At 34.8% G+C, this 16,000-nt stretch carries 19 protein-coding genes and 2 tRNA genes; 2 read left to right on the top strand and 19 right to left on the bottom strand.

The annotated features are described in order from the left end of the window. Positions 1-113 precede the first annotated feature (113 nt). The 4 genes from tig to DLJ74_RS07355 form a co-directional block, all read right to left on the bottom strand. Positions 114-1,400, bottom strand: a complete 1,287-nt coding sequence (gene tig, locus DLJ74_RS07370; RefSeq protein ID WP_109983982.1) for a trigger factor — start codon at positions 1,398-1,400, stop codon at positions 114-116. Between the two features lie 323 nt (positions 1,401-1,723). Continuing rightward, positions 1,724-2,305, bottom strand: coding sequence for a histidine phosphatase family protein (locus tag DLJ74_RS07365; protein ID WP_109983981.1), 582 nt, complete (start codon positions 2,303-2,305; stop codon positions 1,724-1,726). Position 2,306: 1 nt separating this feature from the next. Continuing rightward, complete coding sequence (locus DLJ74_RS07360; RefSeq protein ID WP_109983980.1) at positions 2,307-3,020, bottom strand: class I SAM-dependent methyltransferase; 714 nt, start codon at positions 3,018-3,020, stop codon at positions 2,307-2,309. After that, positions 3,007-3,645 (bottom strand): chloramphenicol phosphotransferase CPT family protein, encoded by a 639-nt coding sequence (locus DLJ74_RS07355; RefSeq protein ID WP_109983979.1) that lies wholly within the window; start codon positions 3,643-3,645, stop codon positions 3,007-3,009. The genes DLJ74_RS07360 and DLJ74_RS07355 overlap by 14 nt, the downstream gene beginning before the upstream one ends. Before the next feature lie 81 nt (positions 3,646-3,726). Between DLJ74_RS07355 and DLJ74_RS20720 the strand changes: the two genes are divergently transcribed. Continuing rightward, a complete protein-coding gene (locus tag DLJ74_RS20720) occupies positions 3,727-4,173 on the top strand; it encodes a glycine zipper domain-containing protein (protein WP_054859086.1) in 447 nt (148 codons plus the stop codon). Between the two features lie 43 nt (positions 4,174-4,216). Here the strand turns inward: DLJ74_RS20720 and DLJ74_RS07345 are convergent, their stop codons facing one another. Next, positions 4,217-5,197 (bottom strand): hypothetical protein, encoded by a 981-nt coding sequence (locus DLJ74_RS07345; protein WP_109983978.1) that lies wholly within the window; start codon positions 5,195-5,197, stop codon positions 4,217-4,219. 196 nt (positions 5,198-5,393) lie between these two features. After that, positions 5,394-6,122, bottom strand: coding sequence for a sulfite exporter TauE/SafE family protein (locus tag DLJ74_RS07340; protein ID WP_054859084.1), 729 nt, complete (start codon positions 6,120-6,122; stop codon positions 5,394-5,396). Between the two features lie 611 nt (positions 6,123-6,733). On the opposite strand from DLJ74_RS07340, the gene DLJ74_RS20960 reads away from it, so the two are divergent. Beyond that, entirely contained in the window at positions 6,734-6,892 is a 159-nt protein-coding gene (locus DLJ74_RS20960) for an SRPBCC family protein (protein ID WP_342767730.1), read from the top strand. Between the two features lie 313 nt (positions 6,893-7,205). Here DLJ74_RS20960 and DLJ74_RS07330 read toward each other — a convergent pair whose 3' ends face one another. The 13 genes from DLJ74_RS07330 to DLJ74_RS07270 form a co-directional block, all read right to left on the bottom strand. Continuing rightward, a complete protein-coding gene (locus DLJ74_RS07330) occupies positions 7,206-7,643 on the bottom strand; it encodes a GNAT family N-acetyltransferase (protein ID WP_054787851.1) in 438 nt (145 codons plus the stop codon). Between the two features lie 202 nt (positions 7,644-7,845). Beyond that, positions 7,846-7,919, bottom strand: a tRNA-Arg gene (locus DLJ74_RS07325). A 1-nt stretch (position 7,920) separates the two neighbouring features. After that, positions 7,921-7,994 (bottom strand) — tRNA-Gly (locus tag DLJ74_RS07320). A gap of 325 nt (positions 7,995-8,319) precedes the next feature. Next, positions 8,320-8,841 (bottom strand): metallophosphoesterase family protein, encoded by a 522-nt coding sequence (locus DLJ74_RS07315; protein WP_054787852.1) that lies wholly within the window; start codon positions 8,839-8,841, stop codon positions 8,320-8,322. 31 nt (positions 8,842-8,872) lie between these two features. Further along, positions 8,873-9,463 carry an XTP/dITP diphosphatase gene (locus tag DLJ74_RS07310; protein WP_109983977.1) on the bottom strand — a complete coding sequence of 197 codons (591 nt, stop codon included), beginning with the start codon at positions 9,461-9,463 and terminating at the stop codon, positions 8,873-8,875. Between the two features lie 11 nt (positions 9,464-9,474). Continuing rightward, entirely contained in the window at positions 9,475-10,218 is a 744-nt protein-coding gene (gene rph / locus DLJ74_RS07305) for a ribonuclease PH (RefSeq protein WP_054787854.1), read from the bottom strand. Positions 10,219-10,351: 133 nt separating this feature from the next. After that, positions 10,352-11,494 carry a GerMN domain-containing protein gene (locus tag DLJ74_RS07300; RefSeq protein ID WP_109983976.1) on the bottom strand — a complete coding sequence of 381 codons (1,143 nt, stop codon included), beginning with the start codon at positions 11,492-11,494 and terminating at the stop codon, positions 10,352-10,354. 80 nt (positions 11,495-11,574) lie between these two features. Next, complete coding sequence (gene racE / locus DLJ74_RS07295) at positions 11,575-12,396, bottom strand: glutamate racemase (RefSeq protein ID WP_109983975.1); 822 nt, start codon at positions 12,394-12,396, stop codon at positions 11,575-11,577. A gap of 20 nt (positions 12,397-12,416) precedes the next feature. Continuing rightward, positions 12,417-12,869, bottom strand: a complete 453-nt coding sequence (locus DLJ74_RS07290) for a MarR family winged helix-turn-helix transcriptional regulator (RefSeq protein ID WP_109983974.1) — start codon at positions 12,867-12,869, stop codon at positions 12,417-12,419. A gap of 510 nt (positions 12,870-13,379) precedes the next feature. Beyond that, a complete protein-coding gene (locus DLJ74_RS07285) occupies positions 13,380-14,096 on the bottom strand; it encodes an AAA family ATPase (RefSeq protein WP_109983973.1) in 717 nt (238 codons plus the stop codon). Positions 14,097-14,587: 491 nt separating this feature from the next. Further along, positions 14,588-14,935: a DUF4260 domain-containing protein gene (locus tag DLJ74_RS07280; protein WP_109983972.1), complete on the bottom strand. Its 348-nt coding sequence runs from the start codon at positions 14,933-14,935 to the stop codon at positions 14,588-14,590. 31 nt (positions 14,936-14,966) lie between these two features. Further along, positions 14,967-15,569 (bottom strand): hypothetical protein, encoded by a 603-nt coding sequence (locus DLJ74_RS07275; protein WP_109983971.1) that lies wholly within the window; start codon positions 15,567-15,569, stop codon positions 14,967-14,969. A gap of 48 nt (positions 15,570-15,617) precedes the next feature. Next, positions 15,618-15,944, bottom strand: coding sequence for a hypothetical protein (locus DLJ74_RS07270; RefSeq protein WP_054859079.1), 327 nt, complete (start codon positions 15,942-15,944; stop codon positions 15,618-15,620). Between the last annotated feature and the right edge of the window lie 56 nt (positions 15,945-16,000).

Raw genomic sequence — 16,000 nt, 5'->3', positions numbered from 1 at the left:
TTCTGTTTTTATCTATACTATCAGAAATTATAAGATTTTTATTTGTGAATAGTATAAGAAAAACTTGGAACTCGCTATTAAACGAGGCGAATGCCGAGTTTTTCTATGTTATATTATTTTGTCTTACTATTTTCCACAAGTACATCAATCGCTTTTTTGAATTTCAAATCGTCTTTTAGTCCTTGTGTATTTCCACCAAGTGCTTGTTTGATTTGGTCTAATTCCATATTGTACGTAGAAGCCATAGATTCTAACTCTTTTTCAATATCTTCTTCCGTTACTTCTACATTCTCTGCATTCGCTATAGCTTCAAGGGTTAAGTTCGTTTTCACACGTTTTTCAGCATCTTCTTTCATTTGCTCTTTTAACGCATCTTCGTCTTGACCAGAGAATTGGAAGTACATATCTAGTGTCATGCCTTGCATTTGTAATCTTTGTTCAAATTCTTGAAGCATACGATCTAATTCAGAGTTGACCATAGCTTCTGGAATTTCAACTTCTGCATTATCAGAAGCTTGTTGAATTAATGCTTCCCTTTTATTGTTTTCCACTTCATTTTCTTTTTGCTCCTGTAGACGTTTCTTAGTCTTCTCTTTTAACTCATCAAGAGATTCCACTTCGTCATCTACATCTTTAGCAAATTCATCATCAAGCTCAGGTAATTCTTTAGCCTTAATTTCATGAATTTTCACTTTGAAAGTTGCTTCTTTTCCAGCAAGGTCTTCTGCATGATATTCTTCTGGGAAAGTAACCTGTACTTCTACATCCTCACCTACTTTTTTACCAACTAGTTGTTCTTCAAAACCTGGTATGAAAGAACCAGATCCGATTTCAAGAGAATGATTTTCGCCTTTACCACCCTCAAATGCTTCACCATCAACAAAACCTTCAAAGTCAATAACAGCTGTGTCACCGTCTTCGACTGTACCTTCTTCTTTAACAACTAGTTCTGCTTGCTGTTCTTGTTGCTGTTTTAAATCATTTTCGACATCTTCATCTGTAATTTCTGTACTTTCTTCCTCTACTTCTAGGCCTTTATAATCTCCTAGTTCAACTTCTGGCTTTACTGTTACTTTAGCTGTAAAAATAAGGTTTTTCCCTTTTTCAATCTGCTCGATATCTACTTCTGGTTGATCCACAGGCTCGATTCCAGTTTCTTCGATCGCATTTGTATATTCACCAGGTAAGATAATATCTACTGCATCTTGATAAAGAGATTCGACACCAAAGCGTTTCTCAAATAAACCTCTAGGCATTTTCCCTTTACGGAAACCAGGGACTTGTACTTGTTTTACAACCTTTTTAAAAGCTTGATCTAAGGCACTATCAAATTTATCTGCATCAACTTCGACAGTTAATACACCGACATTACCTTCTTGTTTCTCCCATTTAGCTGTCATGTAAATTTCCCTCCAACAAATAAATCTGTATATTTGACGTTCATTCAATATACCATCATATAATAGACCGAACGCAAATCGCAACCATCTTATTATAACATAATTGCATTTTCTTTCAATAATAATAATGTATCCGCATGATTTTTGCAATGAAATGGCCACTGCTATTCTCCCTGTCCCTAGGGGGACAATTTCCATATTATTAGAACATACAGTTACCGTTCCGAAAGTGATGACTATAGACAAGTAATTAGGAGTTTCACGTGTAGTTGAAGAAGTAATCCGCTTTTTCGACTACCCAGTTCGACTATATTAATGTTTCTTTAATTATTATTTGGCGTCAAATGATTCACTTGATTATAATCATGGATTTGCCATTTTTCTTGAATGTATTCAATATTACTTATGCAAGCATTTAGAAGCCTTGTTTTACCTGCTCCGATCTCACCTTCTGAGAACATGGATAAAATAGTATTAATCACTCCACCGTGTGCCACTAACAATATCTTTTTTCCAGCATATCGTTCAATTATATGATCAATTCCTACCATAACTCGTTTATTTAAAGCATTACGGGATTCTATGTTTGGATACTTACTGTCAGGATAACGATTATTCCTCTCTTCGAACGTCATTCCTTCTGCGTCTCCAAACGATCGTTCCGAGAACTCTGCCATCACAATATGTTCGATATTCAAACCTTGATTAATAATCTCCGCTGTTGACTTAGCCCGTTTTAATGGACTTGAAATAATAAGATCCCAATCAAATTCTTGTAAATAACTTCGGCATTCTTCTGCTTGCTTGATTCCATTCTGATTTAGTGGTATATCTGTTTTTCCCTGTAATTTCCCCTGTGCATTCCAATCTGTTTCCCCATGTCTTACTAAACAAACGGAAGTCATCTCAATTACCCCTTTCTTTCCTTGCGATAAATGTAATTGCCTTTGTTTTTAATATAACCTCTCTTTCTTCTCTTTTGATGAGATATTCCTGTGGTCTCACTATTTGTTTGAGCCATTTCCAATCATGAAAATGCTTTTTAAGCTTTTCGATTATTTCTTTGGTAGAAAGATTCAGTTCAATAAATGCTTCAAGCTTTTTGCCAGTCTCACGATCAATTTCTTTTACTTCTGAATTTATAATGATCCCATTTATTCCACCGATTTTCGTTCCCTCCGCCACATGATCAAGAACTTGGTCTAGCATGGGTTCATTACTTATGTGCTCTAAACTAGAAACAGCTAGGATAAGATCATAAGTATCTTGAAAGATTTTATAATTATCGATGTCGGCTTTTACCGGAATAATTTCCTGTTCAACATCATGTTGTTTACTATTATTTCTCAAGTGATTGATAGCAGAATCTAGTAAATCGACACAAACCACTTTCACTCCATTTTTCTTTAGAGCTTTTGCGATTGGTATACTGTTTCTCCCTACACCTGCACCTAAATCTAAAATTTTCAAGTTCTCCTTGTCTTCCAAAAGCGGTATTAGATCCATTAAAGATTTTACAGGCTTATGTAACCAGGACCCTTGTTCAAATAATTGATAGCTTTCATAACATTCATCATGATATTTCCTCTCCTGTTCACGGATAACCTTAATATTGTCCAAGCTTACTCCCTCCGTTAATAATTTCTTGTTTTGCTACACCGAATGTTTGACGACTTAGCATATTTTGAATTTTGGCAACACTTTCATCTGGATTCAAAATAGATGTATTAATTTCTAAATCATATATCCCAGGCTCGTGAACAAACTTTTGCCACCTCTCTACTGGCTCAGGTACTTCGCCGTTTTCATCATATCCCTTACCCCATGTTTTGATTCTTCTATTCATAAGCTCATCCATTTGACAAAAAACTCCTACGAAAGCAACAGGATGATTTTCTAGGATTTTCATACATCTAGGAAGTAGGTTTAGTGGCTTCCGATAAAAATTATGATGACCTACATCAACCACAACATTCAAGCCAGTTCGACTAAAGCTAGCAATAGAATGGTACAAAGATAGATACATTTTTTCTACAATTGGCTCTAAATCAGGTCTCTCTCCACCAGGCCTTAATCCAATTCCCGGCTGATATTGCTTTGGAGTCATATTCATCATTTGGTCGACTCCGAAATTCATCCAAATACCGCCCAATTGCTCCTGGATTTTAGTAGCCATCGTAGACTTACCAGATCGAGGCGGACCATTAAGGATTACTATCTTACCTAATTCATGCTCACTAGTCATACACTTCCTCCTCTTCATTTTTTTGAAACCTAACCCATTTATAAATCGTATACTATATATAGACATTTGGAGGTAGATTTCATGAAAAATCCCTTTGCTAAAGCATCACTTAAACAACTAGAAGAATTAACGCAAGCAAAAACCTTTCAGACAGATAAAGATATAAAAATTCTGGAGAAAATGGACCAACTTTCTGAAACTTGTGACCATTGTCAAAATTATTTAATAGCATTCGAGAAAACATTGGATAAAATAAGCGACGAGGAAGGCGAAAAACAAACTGAAGCAATAAACGCTTATCATTCCCTCGTTAAGAAAATTACTTCTCATTTAACAAAAAAGCATAAAATAGTGAAAAAAGGATATTATTTGTCTCTTTATATGCCTCTTGGAACAAGTTTAGGTGTAGTATTTGGGTTACTTTTATTCGATAATCTTGCTTTAGGTATTCCAATTGGTGTAGGACTAGGACTAGCGATTGGAAGTCTGTTGGATGAGGACGCAAAAAAGAAAGGATTAACTATATAACGATTGATGCTTGTCGAACTGTTTTGACAAGCATCAATCATTTTTATACATCTAAGATGGAACCATATAGCGCTTCAGATAAATCAATCATTTTTATGTATTCTTCCTTCATTCGTTCCCCCTGTAGCACAGACTGAGCATCAAAAACTTCTAAGCTTCTATCCACATAGTATTCTAATGCTTCCGCAAGCAACTGATAATTTTCTTCTTGTGGTAAAAAAGGGACATATACATAAGTAAAACGTTCAAGAATAAATTGGATCATTTGAAAATTTGTTGGTTCATTCTGTTCGATCTCTTCTAAGTACTGGTACACTCCATCATAGAATTTTTGTAAATTAAAAATGGTTGCGTTATTTATTGGAATGGTATCTTTGACCTGAAATTTTTCTATTTCGATATGATCGGTTATATCAGCTTTTCGATAAAATTCTAAAATTGCTGTTTTGACTACGGGATGGATATCACTTGTTACTAACATTTCCCTAAGAAGTGGAATATCTTCACGAATATTCAATGACACTAGCCTTTTAATCATATACCATTGTTGCCTATCGTTTTTTGCGTCAATTGCCTCATTTAATACTTTTAGCACTTCTTGATAGGATTTCTTGTCCTCTTGTTGCTGTAGTTCTTTACTTAATTGATACATTTGCTTTAATTGTTCTTCCATTGCTTCGGTTATGATCCCTTCATGGAGGGCATTTTCAATTAAGTACATTACTTCTTTATATTTACTTGCTTGAAATAATAAGGTTGCGTAAATATGTACATAAGATGCGTAATAGTCGTCCTTCTCAGCAATTAATTGTTCACACAACGACTCAACTTCTTCATCCATATTCAATTCCATCATACAAATCAGTTTTCCTGTGAGTACTTCATGTGAGTGAACGCCGTTTTCTGTTAACTGGTGAAAGTAATCATAAGCTTTTTTGTAATCATTTTCTTGCATGGCTGATTTTGCTTTGCCTTCAAGATCGTCCTTCCACTTTGGAAATATTATAAGATTTTCCTCTTTCATCCTTTCACCTACCTTTCGGTTACTTCTATTATATGGTGTATCGGGTTAAGTAACAAGTTTTGTTAGCTTTGATATTAGTTTGAACAAGCTCACATTTTTTACACTATCGGTATAGAAAAAATTTGATGGCTAACAGTTTGCCATAATAAAAGCTCTCATATAAATGTTTAGCTATATATTCCCAATAAAAATTATTTCAAAACAAGTCAATTATACTATCCAAAAGAAGGTATAGCCCTGAACTACAAAGTAGAATATATGTAGTTATTCGAAATATCTTCTCTGTAAATAGAGTGAATAAATAATTACCTAAAAGCAGTCCAAGTATAACGACAGGTATCACAAATAAGCTTGATTCCCATATTAGTTTGCTAGTCCCAGCAAAGGTAATTTGAGTTAGAAGACTAACGAAATATATGAATAAGTAAAAAGCAAGTGTTGTAGCTCTTAATTTTTCTTTTTTTGTAGCTGTCCCTGTAAAATAAAGTAATAATGGTGGTCCTGGCATTCCAATACTTGTGGTTAAAACTCCTGATAACCCCCCAATAATATAATCTCTAAATGGGGTTGCTTTGATTTTAAATTTCACTATTAATAATAAGGTTAAGAACAAAAGTAGGCAACTTACACTTAATTTAAAAATGCTCAGGTTCATGATTAAAAAAATCACGATACCAAGTGGTATACCAAACAAACTTCCTAGTGTAAATCTTTTAAAAAGTTGGAAATCGACTTCACTTCTAATTTTCCACATTAAAGCTAAAGAGATAATTAAAGATAAAATAATATTGATTTGGATCGCTTCTTGTGGCCGAAATAAGTACAATAAAAAAGGGGTTGCCATAATGGAAAAACCAAAACCAGTGCTCGTTTGTAGAATCGATGCTACCAAAATAATTACCATAAAAATAAACAAAGCATCCAAAGAGTCTCCTCCTAGCAGTAATGTTGTAAGTAAATCTTTTTAATAAACCTAGAAAAGATTCGAGCTCCCGTCAAATCACTTTGAAGAAATTTTATAATTATTTAAAGCATTAGATTATTCTACTATAGCATAAAGAAAACATCTACTTAACCTTGTTTCAACTATATTAATACGGATGCAGCTATTCACTATAATAAGAACGTAAACTTTTTACCAAATAATGAAGGATAATGTTGTTTAATAGCATATCTTGAAGCTTTCTTTTCAGCCATATGTGCAAAAAATTAAATCTAAAATCAAAGCAATCTAGAAGAAATCTACAACCAATTATTTGCTACGATAAACAGTAAGTTTGAATTAATAATAGGAGGTCTTGGAATGGGAACAAATAAACCAGTAACGATGACAGTTGAAACGACAGTTCATGCTCCTATTGGAAAGTGTGGGAGTATTGAACGAAGCCAGAGCACATAACAAAGTGGTATTTTGCTACTGATGATTAGCATGCACCAAACGCCGAAAATGATTTAAGGGTTGGAGGAAAATGCGTTACCAGAATGGAAGCAAAAGACGGGAGTTTGGGTTTTGATATTAGTGGGGTTTAAGCTGAATTGAGAAAAAATGAAATTATCGGATTTACTCTTGATGATGGACGAAAAGATACTGTAACTTTTATTGACCATGAAAACGAGACTAGGATTACGGAAGCTTTTGAAGCAGAGGACACTAATGAAATCGCAATGCCAAAAAAGGATGGCAAGCAATTGTAGACAATTTCAGAAAATATATTGATTATTCTAACTAACTGTTAGAAGTCTTGCACGGTAATATTCTTTTTTACTAAATACGAAACTTATAATCTGTCTCATTATTTTCTTCTGGAGCACCCATACAGTGCCTCCTTTTTTAGATTAACAAGCTATTTACTACAATTCATAATATAGTTATTTTATAATCCTAATTCAGTATTTATCGCTGTGACTTTTTTTAATATTGATTTTTTCGATAAAATGGTCGAAAACCATCTTGAGTTCTCCAATCCTCAATAAACCACTCAATTAGTTATTCATAAAGTTGTTTGTTTTAAATGGTCATACTCATTGTAATGGTTCTATTTTTGAATCCTAATTTTTCATAAAGTTTATTTGCTTGATTTCCTGCATATACACTTAAACGAACCTCTGAATATCCATCTTGTTTAAAATGGTCGATACCAGTTTCCATCAATTGTTTTGAAATTCCATTTCCCCTAAATTCATCTAACACATATAATTCATAAATAAATCCACATATTTTTTCAGTAAATTGGTCTTTACTTGTTCCTATAAGAATCCAACCCATTAGATTATTGCCTTCAGTTGCTATCAAATAATAGCTTCCTTTCTTCAATAATGGTTCAACAAGTTGTTTGACTTTTTCATCTGACGGATTTGCCTCGCCTAATGTACCATCGAATAATGCTTGTGGTGCAAGTGATAAAATCTTTTTATACTCCGAATCATTAGGTTTTCTAATTTCCATAAATGGAGTTCTCCTCTCCCAATATCTATAAGCCCATTGCCCGTTAATAACCTTTTTTCAGCACCACATTCAGTATAGAGCCCCAAATTATTATGTTCTTTTGGTACTTTTTATTTTAAGAAAAAACCGCTATAAACATTGATATAACAACATTTACAGCGGTTTTCGCATTTTTATTTTCTTACTTATTCTTACGTGGTAACGTCCCAGGAGAGATTCGAACTCCCGACCCACAGCTTAGAAGGCTGTTGCTCTATCCTGCTGAGCTACTGGGACATGGAGCGGGTGAAGGGAATCGAACCCTCGACATCAGCTTGGAAGGCTGAGGTTTTACCACTAAACTACACCCGCGCATTATTATTAATAGTATTATAAAATTGTATATGACGCCCATCATGCTCCTGCATCTTCTAGCTTAACCAATGATGATGGATGCTTCGGAGCAACTCGCCGGTTACTCGGTGGATGCATTGCTCGTGGCTGAGGTTTTACCACTAAACTACACCCGCATTTATTCTTCTGTTTTAAGTAAGATCTGATTCATTTGAAAAGTTATGTAAGTATCCGACTTTTTAGCGGACAAGTAATATTATATAAACATTGCCGATAAAAGTCAACACTTTCTTTGGATTCTTTCTTATTTTTTGATCAACAGGGAGTTACCCTGTTGATCTGACTATGCCAAGGATGTCTGATAAGCTAAAGCTGAAATTTCATCTCCATCTTTTGTATAAAAATTCACTGATATCTCCTTTAGAGCCTCATCTGCAGATAAAAGCACATAGGAACCTGGGTGTGAAGTTCGTGGTAATCTAATGCTACCAGGATTTATAAAAAGCTTATTCTCGACCTTCTCTACTCCAGGAATGTGAGAATGACCAAAACAAACAATATTGGCACCTTCCTCATCGGCACGATAGGAAATGGGCATTAATGTTGTCTTTATTTGGTGTAAATGGCCATGTGCTACGAAAAAATGAAATTTACCAACCTCAAAAGAGAGCTCTTCAGGTAGCTTACTATCAAAGTCCATGTTTCCTTGCACTGTATGTATCCCTTCCAGTTCCCTACTATCATGTGATAGTTCTGAATCACCACAATGAATCATGGCATCAACCTCGTGCTGGTGACGCTGTTTTATTTCCATTACTTCCTCTTCCCAGCCATGACTATCACTTATTATTAGTACCTTTAACATAATTTCATCCCCTTGCAACACATATCAGTATCTATAATTGTTCTACCCACTTCTTTAACTGGTCTAACGCTTTTTTTCGGTGACTTATTTGATTTTTTTCTTCTGGTCTCATCTCAGCCATCGTTCTCCTACTATTTAGGGGATAAAAAATAGGATCATATCCAAAACCGTGCTCACCCTTTACTTGATAACCGATGGTCCCCTCACATTCTCCACGTGTAAAAAAGGTCTCTTTGGCTGGCTGTGACACGGCTAAAACACAAACAAATCGTGCGGTTCGGTTTTCTTCTGAAGTACCTTGTAATTCGGACAGTACTTTCTCTATATTTGCTTGATCATCTTTATCCTCACCTGCATACCTAGCAGAATATACTCCTGGTGCACCATTTAATGCATCCACAACTAATCCAGAATCATCTGCAATGACAGTAACACCGAACTTATTCGAGATAGCTTCTGCCTTAATCGCTGCGTTTTCCTCAAAGGTTGATCCTGTCTCTTCAATATCCTCTATTCCTTCTATATCTAATAATGACTTCACTTGGATAGAAAAAGGGGAGAATAATTGTTCGAAATCCCTAATTTTCCCTTTATTCTTTGTCGCAATAATTAATTCTTTCATGATATAACTCCTCAACTTATATCTAACATGTCTTTATATGATTGAATAGCATCTTCTTGTATTTTAAATATCTCATTCAATCCTTTATCTGCTAAATCTAACATCGTCATTAGTTGATTTCGAGTAAAGGTAGCTTCTTCACCTGTACCTTGTAATTCGACAAATTCGCCTTTACCAGTCATGACAACATTCATATCGACATGTGCTATACTATCCTCTACATATTCTAAATCCAGGATTTCTGTTCCATCAGGCAAAACACCTACGGAAATAGCTGCTAAATAATCCTTGATAGGTAATTCTTTCAGAACATCTTTTTCGACGAGTTTTCCTAACGCCAATACCATTGCAACAAAAGCCCCAGTAATAGATGCAGTTCTAGTCCCTCCATCCGCTTGAATGACATCACAGTCAATCCAAATCGTCCTCTCTCCAATGGCATCCAAATCGACTACTGCACGTAAAGACCGTCCAATCAAACGTTGAATCTCCATTGTTCGTCCAGATACTTTTCCCTTCGATGATTCACGAATATTACGGGTTTCTGTTGCCCTCGGAAGCATTGCATATTCTGCTGTTATCCAGCCTTTCCCAGAACCTCTCATAAATGGTGGAACTCTATCCTCAACACTCGCATTACAAATAACTTTCGTATCTCCGACTGTTATTAATACAGATCCTTCTGCATGTTTCGTAAAATTAGTAATAATATCAATATTCCTTAATTGATTTACTTCTCTCCCTGACTCTCGCATCTAACTTCCTCCTAACATTCTTTTTTATCTTAACATATTTTTGGATAACAGTTGAGGTTTCATACACCAATTGATCTAAAATTATTAATAAAATAAGAAAGCCTCACACATTAAAGTATGAGGCTTCATCTATCTAAATGCTTTCTGTTGGCACGACCATGTCTTTAGAGACAGGCTCATTGTATGGCTGTTCTTTTTCATTGAAAACTTGCTCATGGTTTTCAACCATTACCTCGACGGCATTGATTCCTTCCTGCTCCGTTAATGTTAAGACAATCGACTTCATTACCTCATCTGCAATCACACTTTTTTCACTATTAGATAGAATATTTTCATTAAAAGTTAAGGACAGTACGCCATCCTTCATAACAGGTTCTGCTGTAAGAGCAGAACCTGTATTCATATAAGGTGTCAGTGGAAGATCAAATCCTGGCCCATCAAGTAATGCTTGTACAATATTTTGATAAGCATTATCGCCAGTAGTTTCTACATGCTGTGTAATCGGAACAAAATAAACAGATTCCTCACCTTGCATTGGAAAGTAAAGCGTAGTTGCTTTACTTTCCATGAAATCTACTCCAGCTGCTTGATGAACATTAATTCCATTTGCTCTTGAATATCCATTTTCTATAGGGGTTCCATTTACCGGCATTTCTGATAATGCTTGACCGTCAATACGAAGCTGTACATTTTCCACATTTTCAAATTGTGTTAAAGTATATGTCATTGCTTCTAAGATTTTGGCTTCATTTTCCGCTTCATAATTCTTAAATTCCTCGGAGACATCCACAATTAAGGTTCCTTCCTCCAAATTCAGTGATAATATTTCTGTTCCAGCAGGAAGTACAGCTTGGAATCCTGTTGGGAGCATGGAACTTACAGGACCGTCTTTTACTAAATACTCTAATACTTGTTTTGCTACTTCTTTAGATGCAGGTGTTGGCAATTCTACTTCATGTGGTACGACTAATCCGTTTTGATCAATTAAATAAAGCATTCTTGAGACAGATTCTCCTGTAGTGGAGGATTCTTCGTCTTCCGTTTGTCCTTCATTATCATCCTCTACAATTCCTTCTTCTCCACCCTCTTCTGTCCCATCACCTGTATCTTCAGATTCCTCTGGTGCATTTTCTAAATCATCTGTAAATTGTGCATCTTCAGGAGGAGAATCAATTTGTTCTAAAGTCTGCTCTCCTTTAAACACCCCACATCCACTTAAAAACAACAAACTCAATAATAGTAAGCCTACCACTTTTTTTGTTAAATCGATTTTCATAACCGATACCTCCTACGATGGTTTGTACTATTATATATACGAGCTATCAGGTAAAATAGACCAAAAAAAGAAACATGAGATCAATATCCCATGCTTTGTACTTCTGCTAATTCAATTTTCTCAACGATATCAATATTTTGCTTGAGCCATTTCGAAGCAATTTTTTTAAAAATTTCAGGGTCTCCTGTTGTATAAAAAGAATGCTTTGGCTTGCGATCGCCTGTATATAGCTTACTATTGTAACCTAAAATTGTACTGACCTCACGTGCGGTTTCTTCCCCTGAAGAAATTACAATAACTCTAGGCCCCATTACCTCCTGTATTAACTCACGAATCATTGGATAATGTGTACAACCAAGGATTAATGTATCCATCTCTTTATGTTTTTTTAAAGGTAATAACGATTTATGCACAATTTCATAAGCTAGATCTCCAGAAATAAGTCCTTTTTCTACCATTGGTACAAATCTAGGGCAAGCTAAATCATATACGTTAATTCCTTCATTGATATGTTTTAAGGTAGAGGGATAAGCTTTACTGCCTATCGTACCTTCAGTTCCAATAACACCAATTTCATAGCTTCTTGAATGTGTAATTGCTGCTCTTGCACCTGGTTGAATAACCCCTATCACCGGTATATCTAATTCCTCTCGCAATAAATCTAATGTAAATGCAGTCGCTGTATTACACGCTACAACAAGCATTTTGATTTGTTTTGTTTGTAAAAAACGGACCATTTCCCATGTATATTGAATTACCTCTTCCTTCGGCCTAGGCCCATATGGGCATCTTTCCGTATCTCCCAAATAAATGATCGATTCTTTTGGTAACTGTCGCATTAATTCGATTGCTACTGTTAATCCACCTACTCCTGAATCAATCACGCCAATTGGTTGCTTCATTTCATCGCCTCTTTGTTTGTTCATTCGTTCTTTTTTTCCCTCATTTCCGCATGTAAAACATGCAATAAGTGGGAAAGTTGTTGGATGTCATCTTCTTTTACATTTGCTAATACTTCACCTAAATAGTCTCTTCGTTTTTCAATTACTTCTTTTATGATTTTTTTTCCTTCATCGAGTAAGTGAATCCGTACCACTCTTCGGTCTTTCTTGTCTTTTACTCTCTCGACAACATTTATTTTCTCCATTCGATCCACTAAATCAGTTGTCGTACTAAATGCGAGATGAATTTTATTGGAAAGTTCTCCCAACGTCATATCACCGTATTCTAACAGGAATTGAAGTGCAACAAATTGTGGCGCAGTTATCGGATAATTATGTAAGATCTCCCTGCCCTTTTGTTTGATAATTCCTGCGATATAACGCAATTCTTTTTCAATATCCGCAATTGTATCGTCTGAAGCATGTTTTGACAAGTTAAAATCCTCCCCCTTTTTCGATTAAGTCTTACGAAGTTTTTATACACAAGTATATATAGTATATCGTTTTTTGATTTTTGTGTGTCGTAGTGAATGATGTAAAATTTGATTCAGCACAAAAAAGCACTATTATTATGATATCGAAATATTTACAATTTAGCATCTTTTAAGATTAGATAAAAAAACTGCTAAGCACATATGCTCAGCAATTTTTTTCAATCAAATAATCGTTAATGTGTGACAACAGTTGAAAAAGATATTGTCCTATCGATGATGTCACTGCTTTGCTTAATTGTTTCATTTTTATAAGCGAAAGGATTGTAGGTACAACTTTTTGATATCGTTCAGTAAACCAATTAAATCCCAGTCATTATAATCGCGCCGTTTTTCAGCTACTTTGGAATGTCAGTAACGTTAATTCTCCTAAAATTATTTGCTCTTATATTTGTCATTCGATATAGTTTCACTTTGTATCACCTTTTCCATATATTTTAGAGTGAAAAATAATCATTCCTCTCGCAATAATTCAGACAGATATCGCTCTCTATTCTGTAAGAAGTTCTTCGTTAGCTGGTAATGATTTGTCATTTCATATTTTATTTCTTCGATGTTTTCATTATCAAAGCTTAGAATTGTTGCGTCAGGACATCCTAGTAAAATTGGAGAATGTGTGGCGATAATAAATTGACATTCGTCGTTTTTTGTAAGGTCGTGAAGTATTTTGAGGAAGGTCAATTGTCTACTTGGAGAAAGTGCTGCTTCAGGTTCATCCAACAAATAAATAGCTTTCCCATGAAATCGATGGAGAAAAAGGGATAGAAAAGACTCTCCATGAGATTGCTCATGTAATGAACGTCCACCATAGGCATATGATGCTTCAACCGAATCAATATGGGAAGCAAAATGATAAAAGGTTTCAGCACGCAGAAAAAAGCCATTCGTAACCTTAGGCAACCATGCAAGGCGAATATACTTTGTTAGCGGAGACTCTGAGGCATGTACCTCATATTGGTTATTTCTACTTCCACCGGCTGTATGAAAGCCGCATTTATCTGCAATTGCTTCTAATAGCGTAGATTTACCTGATCCATTTTCTCCAACAAAAAACGTTACATTACTTTTTAAGTTCAATTCCTCGAAATTTTTTATTATCGGAATCGAGAAAGGATAATCTCGATAAAACGGAATTTGCTCATGTAATAGTGTAATTCTTTTTAAGAACATACGATCGATCACCCATCTTTTTCAATTTATCACTTATAGCAGAACATATATTCGCTGAAATCAATATATATTTATAATTTTGAAAAATCATGTCGAAAAGCTCTACTAGTATTCGATAAATGTTATAATAGATTCATCAATAGATCGGCTTCATATGAGGGGTGGCACACCTTGTTGTACCTTCTTTGGATTTGTCCAATAGAAGGGAGGTGATGCTTATGGATATCGAAAACGTATTAACACTAATGATCTCTTTTGGGATGTTAGTTGCGTTTATCATGTCCGATAAAAATAAAAAATAACCCCTCATATGCTTTTGCGTAGGCTCTGAGGGATTATCTCCTGAAGTGCCGCCCCTCTTAACGGGGTTCGGTCTATTGTAACCGTAAGCGTTGCACCGCTTACGGTTTTTATATGTTATGATTTTCTAATTACATTATACCCGAAATTCTTAAAATGTTAAACAATTAAAATGTAATTTTTTATCTTTGTTAAACCTTTTGTAAATGAGTATCCTTAAAATTTGTCGTATATTTCAAGCCAAATCCACAAAGTCGATCGATCGCAATGTGGATGGTCCAAATAATTGCGATAGGGATAATGATTGACCAATGGAATATCACGCCTGAAATTAATAAAATTATTGGAAAAATATAAGTATGAAATATGTTGTACAACTTAGCACCGATGCTTTGATTAATAGCATAACCAAGCATTGATATATCTGGCACCAATAGAAGAACAAAGAATAGCAACCAGCTAAATTCATTGATATAATAAAAATAAAGACACAAAATCAATACCGCCAGTCCTTCTAAATGCAAATATGCTCTATTCATTGTTTAGAGTCACCTCCATTCGCTTTTTTTTTTAAAATTCAGCCCAAATTAAGTAAACGACATCATATTCATCCAAATTCTCTTTTAAGCTTTGATAGAACTCAGGACGCGGGGATTCGATACTATCTCCTTCGATCTGAAATAAAAAACTTCCAATTAGCATTTCTTCCTTTACTTTTTGTTCCATCAATAAGGGAGAATCTGATAAACCAAGCAAATACTCTGATTCACTATATTTAAGGTGATCATACATGATATTAGAACTAGTACTACCTTTACTTATAATCCCAGATCTAATCTCAAGTTGATTACCATCCTCACTATTTGTTGAAAACGTAAGGACTATAGTTCCATCACCAATTTTTTCTGTTGAAATCGAATCCCATTTTTTTATCAACTTACCAGATTTATATTTTTCGAACCTTATGGATACTTTGTTATCCTCCCCTATTAAATTAAAGTCAGTAATTAAAAATTGATCTGTAGTCGTAGTAAGAATTCCATTCTCTTTTGCAGTTAAATTTGCTTGGACAATAACATTTTCTTCTTTTTCTTTATGAGTTTCTTCAGTACTACAACTAATCACCATACATAACGTACTCATAAACCATAAAAGCTTCAAAACAAATTTCATATTTCGTACCTCCAACTGCTTTACAAGAGCACCCCTATCCATCTGTGATTATTTATTCGTTCTCTCACTTAACAGCATTAGAAAATAACTGGTCAAGTAGAATAGGCAGGTTATGCCAAAGAAAGAATACATACTTTGAGTTAGTCCAGTATATAGACTTAATGGAAAGGACCATATAAATGCGATAAGCATAGGAACCTTTTTACGTCTCCATGCTGCATAGATAGCAAGACAAGCCGGAAGGGCAAGCAATAAAGTCGTTCTAAAAAAAGGTTCAATACCTATTAGATCATTATACGGATTCATAAAATGAAAAGAAAACCAAAGTAATAAACTAGATAATCCTGCTATAGTGCCAATAATTCTTGAAGCCATAGAGACCTACCCCTTATTTTCATCAGATTTTTCTTATTCTGTTAGTTTTTCCTCAA

The organism is Gracilibacillus dipsosauri (assembly GCF_003176895.1).
Taxonomy (GTDB): domain Bacteria; phylum Bacillota; class Bacilli; order Bacillales; family Amphibacillaceae; genus Gracilibacillus; species Gracilibacillus dipsosauri.
The sequence above is the reverse complement of the archived record's forward strand: the minus strand, read 5'-3'. Positions and strand labels throughout refer to the sequence as shown.